Source organism: Pseudomonas fluorescens (assembly GCF_018614775.1).
Classification (GTDB): Bacteria; Pseudomonadota; Gammaproteobacteria; order Pseudomonadales; family Pseudomonadaceae; genus Aquipseudomonas; species Aquipseudomonas fluorescens_BY.
The window spans coordinates 84,929-109,024 of sequence record NZ_JAGGOF010000021.1 but is presented as its reverse complement, the minus strand read 5'-3'; the positions used below and the strand labels follow the sequence as shown (position 1 = coordinate 109,024).

The following is a 24,096-nucleotide window of genomic DNA, read 5'->3' as shown; positions in this document are numbered from 1 at the left end:
TGTTTTGCCCGCAGGAAAGTCATTTTGTGTTTCTATGCAACCGTCCTGTGCATGGCTATCATGCGGGCCTCATTGTCAGGGCGCAGTCCGCATGCTCACGTTGCTAAAACTTTTGAAGGACGGGCGCTTCCATTCGGGCCAGGCGCTGGGTATTGCGCTGGGTATCAGTCGCAGTGCTGTGTGGAAGCAGTTGCAGCACCTGGAGGTGGAGCTAGGGTTATCGATTCATAAGGTCCGAGGCAGGGGGTACCAGCTGGCTAAGCCGCTATTGCTTCTGGATGCGGCGCAAATATGTGAAAACGGGCTTTATGTGTGGCCTGTTCACATATTTGACTCCATCGACTCCACCAACGCCGAAGCGCTACGTTCCATCGAGCGTGGGGTAGAGGCCCCGTTTCTGGTTTTAGCCGAGCGACAGACAGCTGGTCGTGGTCGCCGCGGGCGTAAATGGGTCAGTCCGTTTGCTGACAATCTTTATCACAGTCTGGTGCTGCGTATTGATGGCGGCATGCGACAGATCGAAGGTTTGAGCCTCGTCGTAGGGCTTGCTGTCATGCATGCATTGCGTGATCTTGGAGTTGTAGAGGCTGCCCTGAAGTGGCCCAACGATATCTTGGTGGGTGAAAAGAAGATTGCCGGCATTCTGCTTGAGTTGGTTGGTGATCCGGCTGATGTTTGTCACGTTGTCCTGGGTGTAGGAATCAACGTGAATATGCAATCGGCAGATGAGGTCGACCAGCAGTGGACCTCCATGAGTCTTGAGGCGGGTCGGGACTTTGACCGCAATGAGTTGGTCGCTCGGCTGGGTGCGAAGCTGCAGCACTACTTGACGCTCCATCATGCGTCAGGATTTGCCGCTATCCAGTCGGAGTGGGAGAAATATCATTTGTGGCAGGGTCGAGCGGTGTCGCTTATTGCGGGTATCAACCGCATTGACGGTATTGTTGTGGGTATCGACCACCAGGGTGCGCTGCGTTTGAAGGTGGGCGGTGTGGAAAAAACATTTAGCGGCGGTGAGCTCAGCTTGAGGTTGCGTGATGATTCTTGAGCTCGATTGCGGCAATAGTTTTATCAAGTGGCGTGTTCTTCGTATTGATGCGGTGACGCCCGTCGATGGTGGGGTAGTCAGCTCCGACAGCGACCTATTGGCGAGTCTGAGAGATGCCACAAAGTTTCAACTGAAGAAATGCCGGCTTGTCAGTGTCCGGACAGCCGAAGAAACAAACTCGCTAGTCGGCATGTTGGTTGATGCATTCGGCGTGTCCGTGGTTCGTGCTGTGCCCACCAGGGAAATGGCGGGTGTGAGAAACGGCTACGAAGACTATGAGCGCTTGGGCCTCGATCGGTGGCTGGCCCTGCTCGGCGGGTTCCATCTTGCTTCGGGTGCCTGTTTGGTGCTTGATTTCGGGACAGCCATTACCGCTGATTTCGTAGCGGCGGATGGTGAGCACCTTGGCGGTTTTATCTGTCCTGGGATGCCTTTGATGCGCAACCAACTGCGCACCCATACCCGACGAATCCGTTATGACGATACAGCAGCCGAGTTGGCCCATGAAAGCCTCGCTCCCGGTCGAGCGACTGTCGAGGCCGTGGAGCGCGGTTGCATGCTGATGCTCAGAGGGTTTGTCCTGACTCAGCTTGAACTGGCACGGCAATACTGGGGACAGGATTTCGTGGTGTTTCTCACTGGGGGGGATGCCAGCCTGGTTTCCGGGGTTGTCCCTGACGCCAAGGTGGTGCCTGATCTGGTTTTTGTCGGGCTGGCGATGGCTTGTCCTTTGTCTTGAGGTTTCTATGCGGTGGCTGTTTCTGTTGTTGCTGGTTTTGAATGTCTTCTACTACGTCTGGCACCAGCAGGAGGCCCCGCTCCGTGCCAAGGATGTGACCCCGCTGAGTTTGTATCGCGGTTCCCAGCAAGATATTCACCTCTTGAGCGAAACGGCTGATGGGCTTGCCAGGCGCGACCCTGCACATTCCGCTGACGCACAAAAAGTTACTTGCGTTTATCTGGGGGGCTTGACCCGTCCGGAGATGGCAAGGCAACTGGAGCAGCGGCTGGCGGCCTCGGGTATCGTGGCGCGTACCGTTGCGCTGAGCTCGCAAAACTCGCCTGAGCTTGAGGGTTTCTGGGTGCAGGTATCGCCAGACGGTGGTGCGAAGGTGAGCGAAACACTGCTGCAAAACCTTTCCAAAGAATTCAATGAGTTAAAACGTAAAATAATGCCCTGTGAAGGGGTTGCACCTGCTGGGTAGTTTGCATAGAATGGCGCCCGCTTCGCAGCGAAGACCTAAATCGGTCAGCGTCACGAAGTGAAGTCAACGCAGCTAACCTCAGGTTTTTAATGAGAAAATGCTTGACAGAAGGCTGGCATGATATAGAATGCCGGCTCGCTTAGGAGGGGTTCCCGAGCGGCCAAAGGGATCAGACTGTAAATCTGACGTCTACGACTTCGAAGGTTCGAATCCTTCCCCCTCCACCAGTTTCTAGCGTGAGCTGCAAGCTCCGCGGGTATAGTTTAGTGGTAGAACCTCAGCCTTCCAAGCTGATGATGCGGGTTCGATTCCCGCTACCCGCTCCATGTTTGCAGGTTGTGCAAAGTGTTTCGCTCTTGTAGCTCAGTTGGTAGAGCACACCCTTGGTAAGGGTGAGGTCAGCGGTTCAAATCCGCTCAAGAGCTCCATATAACAAGGCAGATATGAAAATATCTGCCTTTGTTTTAATGGCTTGTGTGACTCGCTAAATTTCTTCTCCGAAGGGTGATTTCGATGGCTAAGGAAAAGTTCGAACGTAATAAGCCGCACGTCAACGTTGGTACCATTGGTCACGTCGACCACGGTAAAACCACTTTGACCGCTGCTCTGACCCGTGTCTGCTCCGAGGTTTTCGGTTCGGCCAAGGTTGACTTCGACAAGATCGACAGCGCCCCGGAAGAGAAAGCTCGCGGTATCACCATCAACACCGCTCACGTTGAATACGATTCGGCCGTGCGTCACTACGCACACGTTGACTGCCCAGGTCACGCCGACTACGTAAAAAACATGATCACCGGTGCTGCCCAGATGGATGGCGCGATTCTGGTTTGCTCGGCCGCTGATGGTCCGATGCCGCAAACCCGTGAGCACATCCTGCTGTCTCGTCAGGTAGGTGTTCCGTACATCGTTGTCTTCCTGAACAAGGCTGACATGGTTGACGACGCTGAACTGCTGGAGCTGGTTGAGATGGAAGTGCGCGACCTGCTGAGCACTTACGATTTCCCAGGTGATGACACTCCAATCATCATCGGTTCGGCTCTGATGGCTCTGAACGGCCAAGACGATAACGAAATGGGCACCACTGCTGTCAAGAAGTTGGTGGAAACTCTGGATAGCTACATCCCAGAGCCAGAGCGTGCTATCGACAAGCCGTTCCTGATGCCTATCGAAGACGTATTCTCGATCTCCGGTCGCGGTACTGTTGTGACTGGTCGTGTAGAGCGTGGCATCGTCCGTATCCAGGAAGAAGTTGAGATCGTTGGTCTGCGCGACACTCAGAAGACTACCTGCACCGGCGTTGAAATGTTCCGCAAGCTGCTCGACGAAGGTCGTGCTGGCGAGAACTGCGGCGTACTGCTGCGCGGCACCAAGCGTGACGACGTTGAGCGTGGCCAGGTTCTGGTCAAGCCAGGTACCGTCAAGCCGCACACCAAGTTCACCGCAGAAGTCTACGTTCTGAGCAAGGAAGAAGGCGGTCGTCACACTCCGTTCTTCAAGGGCTACCGTCCACAGTTCTACTTCCGGACCACTGACGTGACCGGTAACTGCGAACTGCCAGAAGGCGTTGAAATGGTAATGCCAGGTGACAACATCCAGATGACTGTCACTCTGATCAAGACCATCGCGATGGAAGACGGTCTGCGTTTCGCTATCCGTGAAGGCGGTCGTACCGTCGGCGCAGGCGTCGTAGCCAAGGTCATCGAGTAAACAGTTGTAATGTCTTTTTCGGGCCGGCATAATGGTCGGCCTGATTTTGTTTTAGGTCAGTAGCTCAATTGGCAGAGCGACGGTCTCCAAAACCGTAGGTTGGGGGTTCGATTCCCTCCTGACCTGCCAGATTCACTCGGTGTGTCTGGCTTTCTTTTCACAGGATCTGATAGATGACTCCTAAAGCTGAAGCTCAAGGCTCTCGCTTCGATCTGCTGAAGTGGCTAGTAGTAGTCGCCTTGGTGGTTGTTGGCGTTGTTGGCAATCAGTATTACTCTGCTTCGCCGATCCTGTACCGCGTACTTGCATTGCTTGCCATTGCTGCTATTGCTGCCTTCGTGGGTCTGCAAACAGCCAAGGGCAAGTCTTTCTTTGTACTCGCTAAGGAAGCTCGCACCGAGATTCGTAAAGTCGTATGGCCGACTCGCCAAGAAACCACGCAGACCACGTTGATCGTTGTGGCTGTTGTTCTGGTAATGGCGTTGCTGTTGTGGGGGCTTGATTCCCTGCTCGGTTGGCTTGTTTCCTTGATTGTTGGCTAAGGGTGTCCCGTGGCTAAGCGTTGGTACGTTGTGCATGCTTACTCGGGTTACGAGAAGCATGTCATGCGCTCGCTGATTGAGCGCGTAAAGCTGGCTGGCATGGAAGACGGCTTTGGCGAAATTCTGGTCCCCACTGAAGAAGTGGTTGAGATGCGTAATGGCCAGAAACGCAAAAGTGAACGCAAGTTCTTTCCGGGCTATGTGCTGGTACAGATGGACATGAACGAAGGGACTTGGCACTTGGTCAAGGATACCCCTCGGGTGATGGGTTTCATTGGCGGTACCGCTGATAAGCCTGCGCCAATTACCGATAAAGAGGCGGAAGCGATTCTGCGTCGCGTTGCTGATGGTAGCGACAAGCCGAAGCCGAAGACATTGTTTGAGCCGGGTGAAGTGGTTCGCGTCACCGACGGTCCATTCGCTGATTTCAATGGCACGGTTGAAGAAGTTAACTACGAAAAGAGCCGGATCCAAGTGGCAGTGCTCATTTTCGGTCGCTCTACTCCGGTAGAGCTAGAGTTCAGTCAGGTCGAGAAGGTCTGATTGAGCAGGCATCCCAACCCCGCAGCCCTAGGCTGTGGGGTTTTGTCGTCACTGGGATAAACGCGCAAGTAACCGGGGAGCCTTTCGAGGCGTTCGAACCCGTAATTGGAGTGCCTCATGGCCAAGAAAATTACCGCTTACATCAAGCTGCAAGTGAAGGCCGCTCAGGCTAACCCAAGCCCACCTGTTGGTCCTGCCCTGGGTCAGCACGGCGTGAACATCATGGAATTCTGCAAGGCCTTCAACGCCCGTACTCAGGGTCTTGAGCCAGGTCTGCCGACTCCAGTGATCATCACTGTCTACAGCGACCGTAGCTTCACTTTCGAAACAAAAAGCACCCCTGCTTCGGTTCTGCTGAAGAAGGCTGCAGGTTTGACCAGCGGTTCCGCTCGTCCAAACACCGTTAAGGTTGGCACCGTTACCCGTGCTCAGCTGGAAGAAATCGCGAAAACCAAAAACGCGGATCTGACTGCAGCTGATATGGATGCAGCCGTGCGTACTATCGCCGGTTCTGCTCGTAGCATGGGCCTTAACGTGGAGGGTGTGTAATGGCTAAGCTGACCAAGCGTCAAAAGGCTATCGCCGGCAAAATCGAAGCAGGCAAGGCCTACAACTTTGTAGACGCCGCCGCTCTGCTGGCTGAGCTGTCGACTGTCAAGTTCAGCGAGTCGTTCGACGTTGCTGTGAACCTGGGCGTTGACCCACGTAAATCCGACCAGGTCGTGCGTAGCGCTACCGTGCTGCCACACGGCACCGGCAAGACCGTTCGTGTTGCCGTGTTCACCCAGGGCCCAGCAGCTGAAGCTGCTCTGGCTGCTGGCGCTGATCGCGTAGGCATGGACGATCTGGCTGCTGAAATGAAAGGCGGCGACCTGAACTATGACGTCGTTATCGCATCCCCGGATGCCATGCGCGTTGTAGGCCAGTTGGGTCAGATCCTCGGTCCACGTGGTCTGATGCCTAACCCTAAAGTTGGCACCGTAACCCCAGACGTAGCCACCGCGGTTAAAAACGCCAAGGCTGGTCAGGTTCGTTATCGCACCGACAAAAACGGCATCATCCACACTTCCGTTGGCAAGATCGGCTTCGACGCCGTCAAGCTGAAGGAAAACGTTGAAGCCCTGATCGCTGATCTGAAGCGCATCAAGCCAGCTTCTTCGAAAGGTATCTACGTCAAGCGCGTTACCCTGAGCACCACCATGGGCCCAGGTCTGATCATCGATCAGAGCTCGCTCGACGCGTAAGACTCAGGTTGGCGCGAGTCATTGCGCCAATCAAAAAAATTGGGGTCCCTGCCTGGCGGGGGCTATCCAAGACCGTAGGCGACGCAAGTCTTAAACCACAAGCCTACGCAGATGGTGCTCCCGGTTCCTTACCGAATCAGACACCAAAACGACATTCGGTTTCGATCGGATGAAACGGTAACAAGCAGGAGTTAAACCCGTGGCAATTAATCTCGAAGACAAGAAGGCCATCGTCGCTGAAGTCAACGAGGCTGCCAAAGCTGCCCTGTCCGCTGTCGTGGCTGATGCCCGTGGCGTAACAGTAGGCGCAATGACCGGACTCCGTAAAGAGGCTCGTGAAGCTGGCGTTTATGTACGTGTCGTACGTAACACCCTGCTCAAGCGCGCTGTTGCTGACACTGAATACAGTGTCCTCAACGACGTGTTCACTGGCCCGACCCTGATCGCGTTCTCCAAGGATCATCCAGGCGCTGCTGCCCGTTTGTTCAAGGAATTCGCCAAGGGTCAGGACAAGTTCGAGATCAAGGCAGCTGCGTTCGAGGGCAAGTTCCTCGCAGCTAATCAGATCGATGTACTGGCAACACTGCCGACCCGCGACGAAGCCATTTCGCAGCTGATGAGCGTGATTCAAGGCGCTACCAGCAAGCTGGCTCGTATTCTGGCTGCAGTTCGCGAGCAAAAAGAAGCTGCCGCAGCCTAAGGCTGAGCATTTTCTCTCGCGCTTTTTTGTTTATTTCGATGGCCGCGTAGGCCGTCCCCCAATTTAGGAATTAGAGTCATGTCTATCTCTCAAGACGATATCCTCAACGCCGTAGCTGAAATGTCCGTCCTGCAGGTTGTTGAGCTGATCAAAGCTTTCGAAGAAAAATTCGGCGTTTCTGCTGCTGCTGCTTCCGCCGGTCCAGCTGCTGCTGTTGCCGTTGCTGAAGAGCAAACCGAATTCAACGTCATGCTGACCGAAGCTGGCGAGAAGAAAGTAAACGTGATCAAGGCAGTACGTGAACTGACCGGTCTGGGCCTGAAAGAAGCCAAGGCTGTAGTTGACGGCGCTCCTGCCATGGTTCTGGAAGCTGTTGCCAAAGACGCAGCTGACAAAGCCAAGGCCACTCTGGAAGAAGCAGGCGCTAAAGTCGAGCTGAAGTAAGCATCGACTTTGCGTCTCCAGCCCGAGCGTTAAGCGACAGGCTGATGGCTGGTGGCTCTTGCCACCGGCCTTTTTCCGTTATTGGCAGCCGACTGGGTTGGTGCTGATAACGAGCTGTAACCACCCGATGTGGTGGCGCAAACCATGGGGTTTGCACGATTTTCTGGCTGCTCCCGTCGGGAGGGGCCAAACAAGCAGGTGACCAAGCTGGGGAACGCTGATGGCTTACTCATATACTGAGAAAAAACGTATCCGCAAGGACTTTAGCAAGTTGCCGGACGTCATGGATGTGCCGTACCTCCTGGCCATCCAGCTGGATTCGTATCGTGAATTCTTGCAAGCGGGAGCGACTAAAGATCAGTTCCGCGACGTGGGCCTGCATGCGGCCTTCAAATCCGTTTTCCCGATCATTAGCTACTCCGGCAATGCTGCGCTGGAGTACGTCGGTTATCGCCTGGGCGAACCGGCATTTGATGTCAAAGAATGCGTATTGCGCGGTGTAACTTACGCCGTACCTTTGCGGGTAAAAGTGCGCCTGATCATTTTCGACAAAGAGTCGTCGAACAAAGCGATCAAGGACATCAAAGAGCAAGAAGTCTACATGGGTGAAATCCCCCTGATGACTGAGAACGGTACCTTCGTAATCAACGGTACCGAGCGTGTAATCGTTTCCCAGCTGCACCGTTCTCCGGGCGTGTTCTTCGACCACGACCGTGGCAAGACGCACAGCTCCGGCAAACTGCTTTACTCCGCGCGCATCATTCCTTACCGCGGTTCGTGGCTGGACTTCGAGTTCGATCCGAAAGACTGCGTGTTCGTGCGTATCGACCGTCGTCGCAAGTTGCCTGCTTCGGTGCTGCTGCGTGCGCTCGGCTATACCACCGAGGAAGTGCTGGACGCGTTCTACACCACCAACGTCTTCCACGTGCAGGGTGAAAACCTCAGCCTGGAGCTGGTGCCTCAGCGCCTGCGCGGTGAGATCGCCGTCCTCGATATCCAGGATGACAAAGGCAAGGTGATTGTCGAGCAGGGTCGTCGTATCACCGCTCGCCACATCAACCAGCTGGAAAAAGCCGGGATCAAAGAGCTGCAGGTGCCTCTGGACTACGTCCTGGGTCGTACCACCGCCAAGGTCATCGTGCATCCGGCCACCGGCGAAATCCTGGCAGAGTGCAACACCGAGCTGAACACCGAGATCCTGGCAAAAATCGCCAAGGCCCAGGTCGTTCGCATCGAAACTCTCTACACCAACGACATCGACTGCGGTCCGTTCATCTCCGATACGTTGAAGATCGACTCCACCGGCAACCAACTGGAAGCCCTGGTCGAGATCTATCGCATGATGCGTCCTGGCGAGCCGCCAACCAAGGATGCTGCCGAGACCCTGTTCAACAACCTGTTCTTCAGCCCTGAGCGCTATGACCTGTCTGCGGTCGGCCGGATGAAGTTCAACCGTCGTATCGGTCGTACCGAGATCGAAGGTTCGGGCGTACTGAACAAGGATGACATCGTTGCGGTGCTCAAGACCCTGGTCGATATCCGTAACGGCAAAGGCATCGTCGATGACATCGACCACCTGGGTAACCGTCGTGTTCGCTGTGTAGGCGAAATGGCCGAGAACCAGTTCCGTGTTGGCCTGGTGCGTGTAGAACGCGCGGTCAAGGAACGTCTGTCGATGGCTGAAAGCGAAGGCCTGATGCCGCAAGACCTGATCAACGCCAAGCCTGTGGCTGCGGCGGTGAAGGAGTTCTTCGGTTCGAGCCAGCTGTCCCAGTTCATGGACCAGAACAACCCGCTGTCCGAGATCACCCACAAGCGTCGTGTCTCCGCACTCGGCCCAGGTGGTCTGACCCGTGAGCGTGCAGGCTTCGAAGTTCGTGACGTACACCCGACGCACTATGGTCGTGTCTGCCCGATCGAAACGCCGGAAGGTCCGAACATCGGTCTGATCAACTCCCTGGCGGCCTATGCGCGCACCAACCAGTACGGCTTCCTCGAAAGCCCGTACCGTGTGGTGAAAGACGCCCTGGTCACCGACGAGATCGTGTTCCTGTCCGCCATCGAAGAGGCCGATCACGTGATCGCCCAGGCTTCGGCCACGATGAACGACAAGAAAGTCCTGACCGACGAGCTGGTGGCTGTTCGTCACCTGAACGAATTCACCGTCAAGGCGCCGGAAGACGTCACCTTGATGGACGTCTCGCCGAAGCAGGTTGTTTCGGTGGCCGCGTCGCTGATTCCGTTCCTCGAGCACGACGACGCCAACCGTGCGTTGATGGGTTCGAACATGCAGCGTCAGGCTGTACCAACCCTGCGCGCCGACAAGCCGCTGGTAGGTACCGGCATGGAGCGTAACGTTGCCCGTGACTCCGGCGTTTGCGTCGTGGCTCGTCGTGGCGGTGTGATCGACTCCGTTGATGCCAGCCGTATCGTGGTTCGTGTTGCCGATGATGAAGTCGAGACTGGCGAAGCCGGTGTCGACATCTACAACCTGACCAAATACACCCGCTCCAACCAGAACACCTGCATCAACCAGCGTCCGCTGGTGAGCAAGGGTGATCGGGTTCAGCGCAGCGACATCATGGCCGACGGCCCGTCCACCGACATGGGTGAACTGGCGCTGGGTCAGAACATGCGCATCGCGTTCATGGCGTGGAACGGCTTCAACTTCGAAGACTCCATCTGCCTGTCCGAGCGTGTTGTTCAGGAAGACCGCTTCACCACGATCCACATCCAGGAACTGACCTGTGTGGCCCGTGACACCAAGCTTGGTCCAGAGGAAATCACGGCGGACATCCCGAACGTGGGTGAAGCTGCACTGAACAAGCTGGACGAAGCCGGTATCGTTTATGTAGGTGCTGAAGTAGGCGCAGGCGACATCCTGGTGGGCAAGGTCACTCCGAAAGGCGAGACCCAGCTGACGCCGGAAGAGAAGCTGTTGCGTGCGATCTTCGGTGAAAAAGCCAGCGACGTAAAAGACACCTCCCTGCGCGTGCCGACTGGCACCAAGGGTACCGTCATCGACGTACAGGTCTTCACTCGCGACGGCGTTGAGCGTGACGCTCGTGCACTGTCCATCGAGAAGACTCAGCTCGACGAGATCCGCAAGGACCTGAACGAAGAGTTCCGTATCGTTGAAGGCGCAACTTTCGAACGTCTGCGTGCAGCGCTGGTTGGCCACAAGGCCGAAGGCGGCGCGGGGCTGAAGAAAGGTCAGGAAATCACCGACGAAGTACTCGACGGTCTTGAGCATGGCCAGTGGTTCAAACTGCGCATGGCTGAAGACGCTCTGAACGAGCAGCTCGAGAAGGCCCAGGCCTATATCGTTGATCGCCGCCGTCTGCTGGACGACAAGTTCGAAGACAAGAAGCGCAAACTGCAGCAGGGCGATGACCTGGCTCCAGGCGTGCTGAAAATCGTCAAGGTCTACCTGGCAATCCGTCGCCGCATCCAGCCGGGCGACAAGATGGCCGGTCGTCACGGTAACAAGGGTGTGGTCTCCGTGATCATGCCGGTTGAAGACATGCCGCACGATGCCAATGGCACCCCGGTCGATGTGGTCCTCAACCCGTTGGGCGTACCTTCGCGTATGAACGTTGGTCAGATCCTCGAAACCCACCTGGGCCTCGCGGCCAAGGGCCTGGGCGAGAAGATCAACCGTATGGTCGAAGAGCAGCGCAAGGTCGCTGACCTGCGTAAGTTCCTGCACGAGATCTACAACGAGATTGGCGGTCGCAACGAAGAGCTGGACACCTTCACCGACCAGGAAATCCTGGATCTGGCGAAGAACCTGCGCGGCGGCGTCCCAATGGCTACCCCGGTGTTCGACGGTGCCAAGGAAAGCGAAATCAAGGCCATGCTGAAACTGGCAGACCTGCCGGAAAGCGGCCAGATGCAGCTGTTCGACGGCCGTACCGGCAACAAGTTCGAGCGTCCGGTTACCGTTGGCTACATGTACATGCTGAAGCTGAACCACTTGGTAGACGACAAGATGCACGCGCGTTCTACCGGTTCTTACAGCCTGGTTACCCAGCAGCCGCTGGGTGGTAAGGCGCAGTTCGGTGGTCAGCGTTTCGGGGAGATGGAAGTCTGGGCACTGGAAGCATACGGTGCTGCTTACACTCTGCAAGAAATGCTCACAGTGAAGTCGGACGATGTGAACGGTCGGACCAAGATGTACAAAAACATCGTGGACGGCGATCACCGTATGGAGCCGGGCATGCCCGAGTCCTTCAACGTGTTGATCAAGGAAATTCGTTCCCTCGGCATCGATATCGATCTGGAAACCGAATAACACGTGACGCGAATCGAGAGCGGGGCTGTTTCGCCCGCTCTCTGCTCCGCCAGGAGGAAAGGCCTTGAAAGACCTACTGAATTTGCTGAAAAACCAGGGTCAAGTCGAAGAGTTCGACGCCATCCGTATTGGATTGGCCTCGCCTGAGATGATCCGTTCGTGGTCGTTCGGTGAAGTAAAAAAACCGGAAACCATCAACTACCGTACGTTCAAACCTGAGCGTGACGGCCTGTTCTGCGCCAAGATCTTTGGCCCGGTCAAGGATTACGAGTGCCTGTGCGGTAAGTACAAGCGCTTGAAGCATCGTGGTGTGATCTGCGAGAAGTGCGGCGTTGAAGTCGCACTGGCAAAAGTTCGTCGTGAGCGCATGGCGCACATCGAGCTGGCTTCGCCGGTTGCCCACATCTGGTTCCTGAAATCGCTGCCGTCGCGTATCGGCTTGCTGATGGACATGACCCTGCGTGATATCGAACGTGTTCTCTACTTCGAGAGCTATGTCGTTATCGACCCGGGCATGACCACCCTTGAAAAAGGTCAGCTGCTCAACGACGAGCAGTATTTCGAAGCGCTGGAAGAGTTCGGCGACGACTTCGATGCCCGCATGGGTGCCGAAGCTGTCCGTGAGCTGCTGCACGCGATCGACCTGGAGCACGAGATTGGCCGCCTGCGCGAAGAAATTCCGCAAACCAACTCCGAAACCAAGATCAAGAAGCTGTCCAAGCGTCTGAAGTTGATGGAAGCCTTCCAGGGTTCCGGCAACCTGCCAGAGTGGATGGTGCTGACCGTTCTGCCGGTTCTGCCGCCAGACCTGCGTCCACTGGTTCCGCTCGATGGCGGTCGTTTCGCGACGTCCGACCTCAACGACCTGTATCGCCGGGTGATCAACCGTAACAACCGCTTGAAGCGCCTGCTTGACCTGTCCGCGCCGGACATCATCGTGCGCAACGAAAAGCGTATGTTGCAGGAAGCGGTCGACGCCCTGCTCGACAACGGTCGTCGTGGCCGCGCTATCACCGGTTCCAACAAGCGTCCTCTGAAATCCCTGGCTGACATGATCAAGGGTAAGCAGGGTCGTTTCCGTCAGAACTTGCTCGGTAAACGTGTTGACTACTCCGGTCGTTCGGTTATTACCGTAGGCCCGACCCTGCGTCTGCACCAGTGCGGTCTGCCGAAGAAGATGGCCCTCGAGCTGTTCAAACCGTTCATTTTCGGCAAGCTGGAAATGCGTGGTCTGGCGACCACCATCAAGGCCGCCAAGAAGATGGTCGAGCGCGAGCTGCCAGAGGTCTGGGACGTTCTCGCCGAAGTGATTCGCGAACACCCGGTACTGCTCAACCGTGCACCGACCCTTCACCGTCTGGGTATCCAGGCGTTTGAACCGGTACTGATCGAAGGTAAGGCTATCCAGCTGCACCCGCTGGTCTGTGCTGCGTACAACGCCGACTTCGACGGCGACCAGATGGCCGTGCACGTACCGCTGACGCTGGAAGCCCAGCTCGAAGCGCGTGCGTTGATGATGTCGACCAACAACATCCTGTCGCCAGCCAACGGTGAGCCAATCATCGTTCCGTCGCAGGACGTTGTATTGGGCCTGTACTACATGACGCGTGAAGCGATCAACGCCAAGGGCGAAGGTCGTGTGTTCGCGGATCTGCAGGAAGTCGACCGTGTGTTCCGTGCCGGCGAAGCCGCACTGCACGCCAAGGTCAAGGTGCGGATCAACGAAACCGTGAACGATCGTGATGGCGGCAGCGTGAGCGGCACCCGCATCGTCGACACCACTGTCGGCCGTGCGCTGTTGTTCCAGGTCGTGCCAAAAGGCCTGTCCTTCGACGTCGTCAACTTGCCGATGAAGAAGAAAGCGATCTCCAAGCTGATCAACCAGTGCTACCGCGTGGTTGGTTTGAAAGAGACCGTGATCTTCGCTGACCAGCTGATGTACACCGGTTTTGCCTATTCGACCATTTCCGGCGTTTCCATCGGTGTTAACGACTTCGTTATCCCGGATGAAAAAGCCCGCATCATCGGTGCTGCTACCGAAGAAGTGAAAGAGATCGAAAGCCAGTACGCCTCCGGCCTGGTCACCCAGGGCGAGAAGTACAACAAGGTCATCGACCTCTGGTCCAAGGCGAACGACGAAGTTTCCAAGGCGATGATGGCCAACCTCTCGAAAGAGAAGGTCATCGACCGTCATGGCGACGAAGTCGAGCAGGAGTCCTTCAACTCGATGTACATGATGGCCGACTCGGGCGCACGGGGTTCTGCTGCGCAGATCCGTCAGCTCGCCGGTATGCGTGGCCTGATGGCCAAGCCGGACGGCTCCATCATCGAGACCCCGATTACCGCGAACTTCCGTGAAGGTTTGAGCGTACTCCAGTACTTCATCTCCACGCACGGTGCTCGTAAGGGTCTTGCGGATACCGCGTTGAAAACGGCGAACTCCGGTTACCTGACCCGTCGTCTGGTAGACGTGGCGCAGGATCTGGTCGTGACCGAGATCGATTGCGGCACCGAGCATGGCCTGCTGATGACACCGCACATTGAAGGCGGTGACGTTGTAGAGCCATTGGGTGAGCGCGTATTGGGTCGTGTCATTGCCCGTGACGTATTCAAGCCAGGTACCGAGGACGTCATCGTTCCTGCCGGCACCCTGGTGGACGAGAAGTGGGTCGAGTTCATCGAACTGAACAGCATCGACGAAGTGATCGTGCGTTCGCCGATCAGCTGCGAAACCCGCTACGGCATCTGCGCCAAGTGCTACGGTCGCGACCTGGCTCGTGGTCACCAGGTGAACATCGGTGAAGCGGTCGGCGTTATCGCCGCCCAATCCATCGGTGAGCCGGGTACCCAGCTGACGATGCGTACGTTCCACATCGGTGGTGCGGCAAGCCGGACCTCCGCGGCCGACAGCGTTCAGGTGAAGAATGGCGGTACCGTCCGTCTGCACAACCTGAAGCACGTTGAGCGTGTCGATGGCCACCTGGTGGCGGTGTCCCGTTCCGGTGAGCTGGCGATCGCTGATGACTTCGGTCGTGAGCGCGAGCGCTACAAACTGCCGTACGGTGCCGTGATTTCGGTGAAGGAAGGCGACAAGGTCGACGCTGGCGCAATCGTGGCCAAGTGGGATCCGCACACTCACCCGATCGTTACCGAAATGAAAGGTACCGTGACCTACGTGGGCATGGAAGAAGGCATCACGATCAAGCGTCAGACCGACGAATTGACCGGTATGACCAACATTGAAGTACTCGACGCCAAAGATCGTCCAGCTGCCGGTAAGGACATCCGTCCTGCCGTGAAGATGGTCGACGACAACGGCAAGGACCTGTTGCTGCCAGGCACTGATGTAATCGCTCAGTACTTCCTGCCAGCCAACGCCCTGGTCGGTGTTGCGGACGGTGCGCGGATCGCGATCGGTGATGTTATCGCCCGTATCCCGCAGGAAACTTCGAAAACCCGCGACATCACCGGTGGTCTGCCGCGTGTTGCCGACTTGTTCGAAGCCCGTCGTCCGAAAGAAGCCTCGATTCTGGCTGAAGTCAGCGGCACCATCGCGTTCGGTAAAGAGACCAAGGGCAAGCGTCGCCTGGTCATCACCCCGAACGACGGTAGCGATCCGTACGAAGAGCTGATTCCGAAGTGGCGCCACCTGAACGTCTTCGAAGGCGAACAGGTAAACCGCGGCGAAGTTATCTCCGACGGCCCGAGCGATCCACACGACATCCTGCGTCTGCTGGGTGTGAGTGCGCTGGCCAAGTACATCGTGAACGAGATCCAGGACGTTTACCGCCTGCAAGGCGTGAAGATCAACGACAAGCACATCGAGACCATCCTGCGTCAGATGCTGCGTAAGGTCGAGATCGCTGAATCCGGCGACTCGAGTTTCATCAAGGGCGACCAGATGGAACTGACTCACGTACTGGTGGAAAACGAGCGCCTGGCAGCTGAAGACAAGTTCGTCTCCAAGTTCACTCGCGTGCTGCTGGGTATCACCAAGGCGTCGTTGTCCACCGAATCGTTCATCTCGGCGGCTTCCTTCCAGGAAACCACCCGCGTACTGACCGAAGCGGCGGTAACCGGCAAGCGCGACTACCTGCGCGGCCTGAAAGAAAACGTGGTCGTGGGTCGTCTGATCCCGGCCGGTACCGGTTTGGCCTACCACAGCGAACGCAAGCGTCGCCGTGATGCAGACAAGCCGTTGCGTGTAAGCGCCAGTGAAGTGGAAGCTGCACTGACCGAAGCACTGAACTCGAGCGGTAACTGAGTTCTGCGGTAATTGAGTGCCTGGCCCTGGTCGCCTCTTCCGGCGGATCGAGACAAATTGTCGAGATCCGGCGGGCGGGGAGGTCGGGGCCTTGCCTTGACTGGGGGCGAGATCCTCTTTAGACTCTTGATCCCCTAAATTTGGCGGGAATTCGTTCCTGCCATTTTGCTTTTCTTGCAAGACAATAGCGTCGCAAGACAACAGTGGAGCTAGTAGATGGCAACTATCAACCAGCTGGTACGTCAGCCGCGTAAGCGTATCGTCGAGAAATCCGACGTGCCTGCGCTGCAGAACTGCCCGCAACGTCGTGGCGTATGCACCCGTGTGTATACCACCACGCCGAAAAAACCTAACTCGGCACTGCGTAAAGTATGCCGTGTGCGCCTGACCAACGGTTTCGAGGTTTCCTCGTACATCGGCGGTGAAGGCCACAACCTGCAAGAGCACAGCGTGGTACTGATCCGCGGCGGTCGTGTAAAAGACTTGCCAGGTGTTCGTTACCACACCGTTCGCGGTTCTTTGGATACTTCCGGCGTTAAAGGTCGTAACCAGGGTCGTTCGAAATACGGTACCAAGCGTCCGAAATAATCGGCCGTTTTTTGCAGTTTTTAATTTTATTGAGTCGATAAGAGTAAGGTCGGGCACGCATCAGCTGTCCCGGGCTAACCTGAAGACCGTTTGAGGGCTTATCAATGCCAAGACGTCGCGTAGCAGCCAAACGTGAGATTCTGGACGATCCGAAATACGGAAGCCAGATTCTCGCCAAGTTCATGAACCACGTAATGGAAAGCGGCAAGAAAGCCGTTGCCGAGCGTATCGTTTATGGCGCACTGGACAAAGTTAAGGAACGCAAGAACAGCGATCCCCTGGAAATCTTCGAGAAAGCTCTCGACGCCATCGCTCCGCTGGTCGAAGTGAAGTCGCGCCGTGTAGGCGGTGCTACTTACCAGGTTCCGGTCGAGGTTCGTCCGTCCCGTCGTAACGCCCTGGCAATGCGCTGGCTGGTAGACTTCGCCCGCAAGCGCGGCGAGAAGTCCATGGCTCTGCGTTTGGCTGGTGAACTGTTGGACGCTGCTGAAGGTAAAGGTGCTGCAGTTAAGAAGCGTGAAGACGTGCACCGTATGGCTGAAGCCAACAAGGCTTTCTCGCACTACCGCTTCTAATTCTAGCGTCACTCAATTTGCGAGGGCTTTATGGCTCGTACTACACCGATTAATCGCTACCGTAACATCGGTATCGTCGCTCACGTGGATGCGGGTAAAACCACCACCACCGAGCGCGTCCTTTTTTACACCGGCAAAAGTCACAAAATGGGCGAGGTGCATGACGGCGCCGCGACCACAGACTGGATGGTGCAGGAGCAGGAGCGTGGTATTACCATTACTTCTGCTGCTATCACCGCCTTCTGGAAAGGTTCCGAGAAGCAGTACGCGCACGAGCATCGCTTCAACGTTATCGATACCCCGGGCCACGTAGACTTCACCATTGAAGTTGAGCGTTCCCTGCGCGTACTCGACGGCGCTGTCGTTGTGTTCTGTGGTACTTCGGGTGTTGAGCCTCAGTCGGAAACCGTATGGCGTCAGGCCAACAAATACGGCGTTCCACGTCTTGTTTATGTAAACAAGATGGACCGTGCTGGTGCCAACTTCCTGCGCGTGATCGCTCAGATCAAGCAGCGTCTGGGTCACACTCCGGTGCCTATCCAGCTCGCGATCGGCTCGGAAGACAACTTCCAGGGCCAGATCGACCTGATCAACATGCAAGCGGTCTACTGGAATGACTCGGACAAGGGCATGGTCCCTGTTCGCAAGGACATTCCTGCCGAACTGTTGGAAGAAGCCGAGCAATGGCGCAGCAACATGGTCGAGGCTGCGGCTGAAGCCAATGAAGAGCTGATGAACAAATACCTCGAGGGTGAAGAACTCACCAACGAGGAAATCAAGGCCGCCCTGCGTCAGCGTACTATCGCTGGTGAGATCGTTCTTGCTGTTTGCGGCTCCTCCTTCAAGAACAAGGGTGTTCCCCTGGTTCTCGACGCCGTTATCGACTTCCTGCCGGCTCCAACCGACATTCCTGCTATCAAGGGTTCCAACCCGGATAACGAGGAAGAGGAAATGGAGCGTCACGCAAGTGACGACGAGCCGTTCGCGGCCTTGGCATTCAAGATCGCTACCGACCCATTCGTGGGTACCTTGACCTTTGTCCGCGTTTACTCGGGCGTGTTGGCCTCCGGCGACGGCGTGATCAACTCGGTAAAAGGCAAGAAAGAGCGCGTGGGTCGTATGGTGCAGATGCACGCAAACGCCCGCGAAGAAATCAAGGAAGTACGCGCTGGCGACATCGCGGCCTTGATCGGCATGAAGGATGTCACCACGGGTGAAACCTTGTGCAACGCTGACAAGCCAATCATCCTGGTTCGCATGGACTTCCCGGAGCCGGTTATTTCGGTTGCCGTTGAGCCAAAAACCAAGGATGACCAGGAAAAAATGGGTATCGCTCTGGGCAAGCTTGCTCAGGAAGACCCGTCTTTCCGCGTCAAGACTGATGAAGAGACTGGTCAAACGATCATCTCTGGCATGGGCGAGCTGCACCTGGACATCCTGGTTGACCGGATGCGCCGTGAGTTCAACGTCGAAGCCAACATCGGCAAGCCTCAGGTTTCCTATCGTGAGCGCATCACGAAGAACTGTGAAATCGAAGGCAAGTTCGTTCGCCAGTCCGGCGGTCGTGGTCAGTTCGGCCACTGCTGGATCCGTTTTGCGCCTGCTGACGAAGGTCAGGAAGGTCTGCAATTCGTGAACGAAGTCGTAGGCGGTGTGGTTCCCAAGGAATACATCCCGGCGATCCAGAAAGGTATCGAAGAGCAGATGAAGAACGGCGTTGTTGCCGGCTATCCGCTGATCGGCCTGAAGGCGACCGTGTTCGACGGTTCTTACCACGACGTCGACTCCAACGAGATGGCGTTCAAGGTGGCTGCTTCCATGGCGACCAAGCAACTGGCCCAGAAGGGCGGTGGTGAGTTGCTCGAGCCGATCATGGCGGTAGAAGTCGTTACGCCTGAAGACTACATGGGTGATGTCATGGGCGACCTTAACCGTCGTCGTGGCATGATTCTGGGTATGGAAGATACGGTTTCCGGCAAGGTTATTCGTGCCGAGGTTCCGTTGGGCGAGATGTTCGGTTACGCAACCGACGTTCGTTCCATGTCTCAGGGGCGCGCAAGCTACTCCATGGAATTCAAAAAATACAATACAGCTCCGTCGCATATCGTCGAAACTGTTACCAAAAAACAAGGCTGATTCAGCCCCTTTAGGCTAGGAGTTAATTGTCGTGGCTAAAGAAAAATTTGATCGTTCCCTACCGCACGTCAACGTTGGCACCATTGGTCACGTTGACCACGGTAAAACCACTCTGACTGCTGCTCTGACTCGCGTCTGCTCCGAAGTTTTCGGTTCGGCCGTTGTTGCTTTCGACAAAATCGACAGCGCTCCGGAAGAAAAGGCTCGTGGTATCACCATCAACACCGCGCACGTTGAGTACAACTCTTCGATCCGTCACTACGCTCACGTTGACTGCCCAGGTCACGCTGACTACGTGAAGAACATGATCACCGGTGCTGCCCAGATGGACGGCGCGATCCTGGTTTGCTCGGCCGCTGATGGTCCGATGCCACAAACCCGTGAGCACATCCTGCTGTCCCGTCAGGTAGGCGTTCCGTACATCGTTGTCTTCCTGAACAAGGCTGACATGGTTGACGACGCTGAGCTGCTGGAACTGGTTGAGATGGAAGTGCGCGACCTGCTGAGCACTTACGACTTCCCAGGTGATGACACTCCAATCATCATCGGTTCGGCTCTGATGGCTCTGAACGGCCAAGACGACAACGAAATGGGCACCACTGCTGTCAAGAAGCTGGTGGAAACTCTGGACAGCTACATCCCAGAGCCAGTTCGTGTTATCGACAAGCCGTTCCTGATGCCGATCGAAGACGTATTCTCGATCTCGGGTCGCGGTACTGTTGTAACTGGTCGTATCGAGCGCGGTATCGTCAAGGTTCAGGATCCGCTGGAAATCGTAGGTCTGCGTGACACCACTGTCACCACCTGCACCGGTGTTGAAATGTTCCGTAAGCTGCTCGACGAAGGTCGTGCTGGCGAGAACTGCGGCGTTCTGCTGCGTGGTACCAAGCGTGACGACGTTGAGCGTGGCCAGGTTCTGGTCAAGCCGGGTTCGGTCAAGCCGCACACCAAGTTCGAAGCTGAAGTGTACGTTCTGAGCAAAGAAGAAGGCGGCCGTCACACTCCGTTCTTCAAAGGCTACCGTCCACAGTTCTACTTCCGGACCACTGACGTGACCGGTAACTGCGAACTGCCGGAAGGCGTTGAAATGGTAATGCCAGGCGACAACATCAAAATGGTTGTCACCCTGATCAAGACCATCGCAATGGAAGACGGTCTGCGTTTCGCCATTCGTGAAGGCGGTCGTACCGTCGGCGCTGGTGTCGTAGCCAAAATCATCGAGTAAGCTGTTTTTTGAGTCGACTTTGATGAGTTGAAAAAGCCCCCGCTTAGCGGGGGCTTTTTTATTGGGTTGACACCTATCGGGGGCGTCTATAGAATTGCGCCTCCTTTTAACGGGCGTATTGCGCCCGGTGGGAATAGCAGCCGGAGTCTGAAATCCAATGCAAAATCAGCAAATCCGTATCAGGTTGAAGGCTTTTGACCATCGCCTGATCGACCAATCCACCCAGGAAATCGTGGAAACCGCGAAACGTACTGGTGCTCAAGTGCGTGGTCCAATTCCACTGCCTACCCGTAAAGAGCGGTTCACCGTTCTGGTCTCCCCGCACGTCAACAAAGACGCGCGTGACCAGTACGAGATCCGTACTCATAAGCGCGTACTGGACATCGTCCAGCCAACGGATAAAACCGTTGATGCTCTTATGAAGCTTGATCTTGCGGCCGGTGTGGAAGTGCAGATCAGCCTCGGCTAAGACTCGGTCTTAGTCGTGTAACGCTCTGAAATGGGCGGCCATAGCGGGTGAAAGCCCCGTACACTCATGAGGTTTACAACATGACTATTGGTGTAGTCGGTCGTAAATGCGGTATGACTCGCATTTTCACCGAAGAAGGTGTCTCCATTCCGGTCACGGTCATTGAGATCGAGCCGAATCGCGTCACCCAGTTCAAAACTGAAGAGACCGATGGCTATCGTGCAGTGCAAGTCACTGTCGGCGAGCGTCGCGCTTCGCGTGTAACAGCTGCTCAAGCTGGCCACTTCGCCAAGGCGAACGTTGCCGCTGGTCGTACCGTAATGGAATTCCGTCTTGAAGAAGGCGAGTACCAGGCCGGCGATCTGATCAACGCTGAAATCTTCGCCGCTGGCCAACTGGTTGATGTAACCGGTCAGTCCAAGGGTAAAGGCTTCCAGGGTACGATCAAGCGTTGGAACTTCCGCGGGCAAGATAACACCCACGGTAACTCCGTATCCCACCGCGTTCCAGGCTCTATCGGCCAGTGCCAGACTCCTGGTCGTGTATTCAAGGGCAAAAAAATGTCCGGTCATATGGGCGCTGAGCGCGTGACCGTGCAGTCCCTCGAAGTAGTGCGCGTGGACGCTGAACGCAATCTGTTGTTGGTCAAGGGTGCTGTTCCTGGCGCTACTGGCGGCAACTTGGTTGTACGTCCAGCAGCCAAGGCTCGCGGTTAAGGGGAAGCTGACATGCAATTAAATGTAAATGACGCTCAAGCGATCGAAGTTTCCGAACTGACATTTGGCGGCGAATTCAACGAGACGCTGGTTCACCAAGCAGTCGTGGCCTACATGGCCGGCGGCCGTCAAGGTAGCAAGCAGCAAAAGACCCGTTCCGACGTTTCCGGTGGCGGCAAGCGCCCATGGCGTCAGAAAGGTACTGGCCGTGCTCGTGCCGGTACTATTCGTAGCCCAATCTGGCGTGGCGGTGGTACCACTTTCGCAGCTCGTCCTCAGGATCACTCCCAGAAGCTGAACAAGAAGATGTATCGCGCAGCAATGCGTTCCATCCTTGCTGAGCTGGTGCGTACTGATCGTCTGGTCGTGGTTCAGGACTTCGCTGTTGAAGCACCGAAAACCAAAGATCTGCTGAACAAGCTGAATGGCATGGGCCTGACTGACGTCCTGATCGTGTCTGACGCTGTTGATCAGAACCTGTACCTGGCTGCTCGCAACCTGCCGCACGTCGATGTTCGTGACGTCCAAGGTTCCGATCCGGTCAGTCTGATCGCATACGACAAGGTGTTGATCACCGTGTCGGCCGTGAAGAAATTCGAGGAGCTGCTGGGATGAACCAGGAACGCGTATTTAAAGTTCTGCTTGGCCCGCACGTTTCCGAGAAGGCTACGGTTCTGGCAGACAAGAAAGGCCAGTTCGTTTTCAAGGTTGCGACCGACGCAACCAAGCTGGAAATCAAGAAGGCTGTCGAAAGCCTGTTCAGCGTGAAAGTGGAGCGCGTGACTACCCTGAACGTTCTGGGTAAAAGCAAGCGCACTGCTCGCGGTCTGGGCAAGCGTAATGACTGGAAGAAGGCAGTTATCTCCCTTCAGCCAGGCCAAGATCTCGATTTCAGCAGCAGTGCTGAGTAAGGAAGGGGTGCATCATGGCAATCGTTAAATGCAAACCGACTTCCCCTGGCCGCCGTTTTGTGGTCAAGGTGGTCAACCAGGAGCTGCATAAAGGCGCTCCTCACGCACCGCTGCTCGAGAAAAAATCGAAGTCTGGTGGTCGTAACAACAATGGCCGTATTACCACTCGTCACATCGGTGGTGGTCATAAGCAGCATTATCGTCTGGTCGACTTCCGTCGCAACGACAAGGATGGCATCGCTGCCACCGTCGAGCGTATCGAATACGATCCAAACCGTACTGCTCACATCGCTCTGCTGCTGTATGCAGATGGCGAGCGTCGCTACATCATCGCCCCTAAAGGCGTGAGCGCTGGCGACCAGCTGATCGCAGGTGCCCTGGCACCGATCAAGCCGGGCAACGCTCTGCAACTGCGCAACATTCCAGTTGGTAGCACCGTACACGGCATCGAATTGAAGCCAGGTAAAGGCGCGCAAATCGCTCGTTCCGCTGGTGCTTCGGCTCAGCTGATCGCTCGTGAAGGTGTCTACGTGACCCTGCGTCTGCGTTCTGGTGAGATGCGTAAAGTCCTGGCTGAATGCCGTGCGACCCTGGGCGAAGTCTCGAACTCCGAGCACAGCCTGCGTTCGCTGGGTAAAGCTGGTGCCAAACGCTGGCGTGGCGTTCGCCCAACCGTTCGTGGTGTTGCCATGAACCCGGTTGACCACCCACATGGTGGTGGTGAAGGTCGTACCTCTGGTGGTCGTCATCCGGTATCGCCATGGGGCTTCCCGACTAAGGGCGCGAAGACTCGTGGTAATAAGCGTACCGACAAAATGATCGTCCGTCGTCGCAAGTAAATAGAGGGATACGACAGTGCCACGTTCTCTGAAAAAAGGTCCTTTTATTGATCTTCACCTACTGAAGAAGATCGAAGTGGCGGCGGAAAAGAACGATCGCAAACCAGTTAAAACCTGGTCGCGTCGTTCGATGATCCTGCCACAAATGGTCGGTCTGACCATCGCAGTACACAACGGTCGCCAGCACGTCCCAGTTCTCGTGAACGAAGACATGGTCGGCCACAAACTGGGCGAGTTCGCCGGTACCCGCACATACCGTGGGCACGTGGCTGACAAGAAAGCCAAGCGTTAAGGGGTAAGGAAATGGAAGTAGCCGCTAAGTTGTCGGGCGCTCGAATCTCCGCCCAGAAAGCCCGCTTGGTCGCCGACCAGATCCGCGGGAAGAAGGTGGGCGAAGCGCTCAACCTGTTGGCTTTCAGCAGTAAGAAAGCCGCCGAGATCATGAAAAAAGTGCTGGAGTCGGCCGTAGCCAACGCCGAGCATAACGAAGGCGCAGACGTTGATGACCTGAAGGTCAGCACCGTTTTCGTCAACGAAGGGCGTTCGCTGAAGCGCATCATGCCACGTGCCAAAGGCCGTGCTGATCGCATCGTCAAGCGGTCTTGCCATATCACTGTCAAGGTTGCTGACAAGTAACGGAGTCGAA

The 24,096-nt window shown here is 56.1% G+C and carries 23 protein-coding genes and 4 tRNA genes; all 27 read left to right on the top strand.

Annotation, left to right across the window (positions count from 1 at the left end):
* Positions 1–91 precede the first annotated feature (91 nt).
* On the top strand, positions 92–1,048 hold the full coding sequence (birA, locus tag J7E36_RS06430; protein WP_215001011.1) for a bifunctional biotin--[acetyl-CoA-carboxylase] ligase/biotin operon repressor BirA: 957 nt from the start codon (positions 92–94) through the stop codon (positions 1,046–1,048).
* Positions 1,038–1,787, top strand: coding sequence for a pantothenate kinase (locus J7E36_RS06425; RefSeq protein ID WP_215001009.1), 750 nt, complete (start codon positions 1,038–1,040; stop codon positions 1,785–1,787). The genes birA and J7E36_RS06425 overlap by 11 nt, the downstream gene beginning before the upstream one ends.
* A 7-nt stretch (positions 1,788–1,794) precedes the next feature.
* On the top strand, positions 1,795–2,253 hold the full coding sequence (locus J7E36_RS06420) for a hypothetical protein (protein ID WP_215001007.1): 459 nt from the start codon (positions 1,795–1,797) through the stop codon (positions 2,251–2,253).
* Positions 2,254–2,395: 142 nt separating this feature from the next.
* A tRNA-Tyr gene (locus J7E36_RS06415) sits at positions 2,396–2,480 on the top strand.
* Positions 2,481–2,505: 25 nt separating this feature from the next.
* Positions 2,506–2,579, top strand: a tRNA-Gly gene (locus J7E36_RS06410).
* 26 nt (positions 2,580–2,605) lie between these two features.
* Positions 2,606–2,681: transfer RNA gene (locus tag J7E36_RS06405), tRNA-Thr, on the top strand.
* A gap of 85 nt (positions 2,682–2,766) precedes the next feature.
* Positions 2,767–3,960, top strand: a complete 1,194-nt coding sequence (gene tuf, locus J7E36_RS06400; RefSeq protein ID WP_003186103.1) for an elongation factor Tu — start codon at positions 2,767–2,769, stop codon at positions 3,958–3,960.
* Between the two features lie 53 nt (positions 3,961–4,013).
* A tRNA-Trp gene (locus J7E36_RS06395) sits at positions 4,014–4,089 on the top strand.
* 44 nt (positions 4,090–4,133) lie between these two features.
* The gene (gene secE / locus J7E36_RS06390; protein WP_215001004.1) at positions 4,134–4,502 is read left to right on the top strand and encodes a preprotein translocase subunit SecE; all 369 of its coding nucleotides are present in this window, start codon (positions 4,134–4,136) and stop codon (positions 4,500–4,502) included.
* 9 nt (positions 4,503–4,511) lie between these two features.
* Positions 4,512–5,045, top strand: a complete 534-nt coding sequence (gene nusG / locus J7E36_RS06385) for a transcription termination/antitermination protein NusG (RefSeq protein ID WP_010443972.1) — start codon at positions 4,512–4,514, stop codon at positions 5,043–5,045.
* Positions 5,046–5,162: 117 nt separating this feature from the next.
* Complete coding sequence (gene rplK / locus J7E36_RS06380; protein ID WP_003176435.1) at positions 5,163–5,594, top strand: 50S ribosomal protein L11; 432 nt, start codon at positions 5,163–5,165, stop codon at positions 5,592–5,594.
* Positions 5,594–6,289 (top strand): 50S ribosomal protein L1, encoded by a 696-nt coding sequence (rplA, locus tag J7E36_RS06375; RefSeq protein ID WP_030138521.1) that lies wholly within the window; start codon positions 5,594–5,596, stop codon positions 6,287–6,289. The genes rplK and rplA overlap by 1 nt, the downstream gene beginning before the upstream one ends.
* Before the next feature lie 199 nt (positions 6,290–6,488).
* Entirely contained in the window at positions 6,489–6,989 is a 501-nt protein-coding gene (gene rplJ, locus J7E36_RS06370) for a 50S ribosomal protein L10 (protein ID WP_215001001.1), read from the top strand.
* Positions 6,990–7,067: 78 nt separating this feature from the next.
* On the top strand, positions 7,068–7,433 hold the full coding sequence (gene rplL, locus J7E36_RS06365; RefSeq protein ID WP_215000998.1) for a 50S ribosomal protein L7/L12: 366 nt from the start codon (positions 7,068–7,070) through the stop codon (positions 7,431–7,433).
* 220 nt (positions 7,434–7,653) lie between these two features.
* Positions 7,654–11,727, top strand: a complete 4,074-nt coding sequence (rpoB, locus tag J7E36_RS06360) for a DNA-directed RNA polymerase subunit beta (RefSeq protein ID WP_215000995.1) — start codon at positions 7,654–7,656, stop codon at positions 11,725–11,727.
* 64 nt (positions 11,728–11,791) lie between these two features.
* A complete protein-coding gene (rpoC, locus tag J7E36_RS06355) occupies positions 11,792–15,991 on the top strand; it encodes a DNA-directed RNA polymerase subunit beta' (protein WP_215000992.1) in 4,200 nt (1,399 codons plus the stop codon).
* Between the two features lie 216 nt (positions 15,992–16,207).
* Positions 16,208–16,579, top strand: a complete 372-nt coding sequence (gene rpsL, locus J7E36_RS06350) for a 30S ribosomal protein S12 (RefSeq protein ID WP_003186084.1) — start codon at positions 16,208–16,210, stop codon at positions 16,577–16,579.
* A 104-nt stretch (positions 16,580–16,683) separates the two neighbouring features.
* Positions 16,684–17,154, top strand: a complete 471-nt coding sequence (gene rpsG / locus J7E36_RS06345) for a 30S ribosomal protein S7 (RefSeq protein ID WP_003186074.1) — start codon at positions 16,684–16,686, stop codon at positions 17,152–17,154.
* Positions 17,155–17,184: 30 nt separating this feature from the next.
* Entirely contained in the window at positions 17,185–19,290 is a 2,106-nt protein-coding gene (gene fusA, locus J7E36_RS06340; RefSeq protein ID WP_215000990.1) for an elongation factor G, read from the top strand.
* A 31-nt stretch (positions 19,291–19,321) separates the two neighbouring features.
* Positions 19,322–20,515 carry an elongation factor Tu gene (tuf, locus tag J7E36_RS06335; RefSeq protein ID WP_215000987.1) on the top strand — a complete coding sequence of 398 codons (1,194 nt, stop codon included), beginning with the start codon at positions 19,322–19,324 and terminating at the stop codon, positions 20,513–20,515.
* Between the two features lie 157 nt (positions 20,516–20,672).
* Positions 20,673–20,984: a 30S ribosomal protein S10 gene (gene rpsJ, locus J7E36_RS06330; protein WP_003186070.1), complete on the top strand. Its 312-nt coding sequence runs from the start codon at positions 20,673–20,675 to the stop codon at positions 20,982–20,984.
* An 80-nt stretch (positions 20,985–21,064) separates the two neighbouring features.
* Positions 21,065–21,700, top strand: a complete 636-nt coding sequence (gene rplC / locus J7E36_RS06325; RefSeq protein WP_003186059.1) for a 50S ribosomal protein L3 — start codon at positions 21,065–21,067, stop codon at positions 21,698–21,700.
* 12 nt (positions 21,701–21,712) lie between these two features.
* The gene (gene rplD / locus J7E36_RS06320) at positions 21,713–22,315 is read left to right on the top strand and encodes a 50S ribosomal protein L4 (protein ID WP_003186057.1); all 603 of its coding nucleotides are present in this window, start codon (positions 21,713–21,715) and stop codon (positions 22,313–22,315) included.
* Complete coding sequence (rplW, locus tag J7E36_RS06315; protein ID WP_002555488.1) at positions 22,312–22,611, top strand: 50S ribosomal protein L23; 300 nt, start codon at positions 22,312–22,314, stop codon at positions 22,609–22,611. The genes rplD and rplW overlap by 4 nt, the downstream gene beginning before the upstream one ends.
* 14 nt (positions 22,612–22,625) lie before the next feature.
* Positions 22,626–23,450 carry a 50S ribosomal protein L2 gene (rplB, locus tag J7E36_RS06310; protein WP_003186055.1) on the top strand — a complete coding sequence of 275 codons (825 nt, stop codon included), beginning with the start codon at positions 22,626–22,628 and terminating at the stop codon, positions 23,448–23,450.
* 16 nt (positions 23,451–23,466) lie between these two features.
* On the top strand, positions 23,467–23,742 hold the full coding sequence (rpsS, locus tag J7E36_RS06305) for a 30S ribosomal protein S19 (protein WP_002555486.1): 276 nt from the start codon (positions 23,467–23,469) through the stop codon (positions 23,740–23,742).
* Between the two features lie 11 nt (positions 23,743–23,753).
* Entirely contained in the window at positions 23,754–24,086 is a 333-nt protein-coding gene (gene rplV, locus J7E36_RS06300) for a 50S ribosomal protein L22 (protein WP_003103908.1), read from the top strand.
* The last annotated feature ends 10 nt before the right edge of the window (positions 24,087–24,096 follow it).

Coding starts and splice junctions, on each gene's coding strand:
- birA (WP_215001011.1), top strand. CDS start 92: ATGCTCACGTTGCTAAAACTTTTGAAGGACGGGCGCTTCCATTCGGGC.
- J7E36_RS06425 (WP_215001009.1), top strand. CDS start 1,038: ATGATTCTTGAGCTCGATTGCGGCAATAGTTTTATCAAGTGGCGTGTT.
- J7E36_RS06420 (WP_215001007.1), top strand. CDS start 1,795: ATGCGGTGGCTGTTTCTGTTGTTGCTGGTTTTGAATGTCTTCTACTAC.
- tuf (WP_003186103.1), top strand. CDS start 2,767: ATGGCTAAGGAAAAGTTCGAACGTAATAAGCCGCACGTCAACGTTGGT.
- secE (WP_215001004.1), top strand. CDS start 4,134: ATGACTCCTAAAGCTGAAGCTCAAGGCTCTCGCTTCGATCTGCTGAAG.
- rplK (WP_003176435.1), top strand. CDS start 5,163: ATGGCCAAGAAAATTACCGCTTACATCAAGCTGCAAGTGAAGGCCGCT.
- rplA (WP_030138521.1), top strand. CDS start 5,594: ATGGCTAAGCTGACCAAGCGTCAAAAGGCTATCGCCGGCAAAATCGAA.
- rplL (WP_215000998.1), top strand. CDS start 7,068: ATGTCTATCTCTCAAGACGATATCCTCAACGCCGTAGCTGAAATGTCC.
- rpoB (WP_215000995.1), top strand. CDS start 7,654: ATGGCTTACTCATATACTGAGAAAAAACGTATCCGCAAGGACTTTAGC.
- rpsL (WP_003186084.1), top strand. CDS start 16,208: ATGGCAACTATCAACCAGCTGGTACGTCAGCCGCGTAAGCGTATCGTC.
- rpsG (WP_003186074.1), top strand. CDS start 16,684: ATGCCAAGACGTCGCGTAGCAGCCAAACGTGAGATTCTGGACGATCCG.
- fusA (WP_215000990.1), top strand. CDS start 17,185: ATGGCTCGTACTACACCGATTAATCGCTACCGTAACATCGGTATCGTC.
- rpsJ (WP_003186070.1), top strand. CDS start 20,673: ATGCAAAATCAGCAAATCCGTATCAGGTTGAAGGCTTTTGACCATCGC.
- rplC (WP_003186059.1), top strand. CDS start 21,065: ATGACTATTGGTGTAGTCGGTCGTAAATGCGGTATGACTCGCATTTTC.
- rplD (WP_003186057.1), top strand. CDS start 21,713: ATGCAATTAAATGTAAATGACGCTCAAGCGATCGAAGTTTCCGAACTG.
- rplW (WP_002555488.1), top strand. CDS start 22,312: ATGAACCAGGAACGCGTATTTAAAGTTCTGCTTGGCCCGCACGTTTCC.
- rplB (WP_003186055.1), top strand. CDS start 22,626: ATGGCAATCGTTAAATGCAAACCGACTTCCCCTGGCCGCCGTTTTGTG.
- rplV (WP_003103908.1), top strand. CDS start 23,754: ATGGAAGTAGCCGCTAAGTTGTCGGGCGCTCGAATCTCCGCCCAGAAA.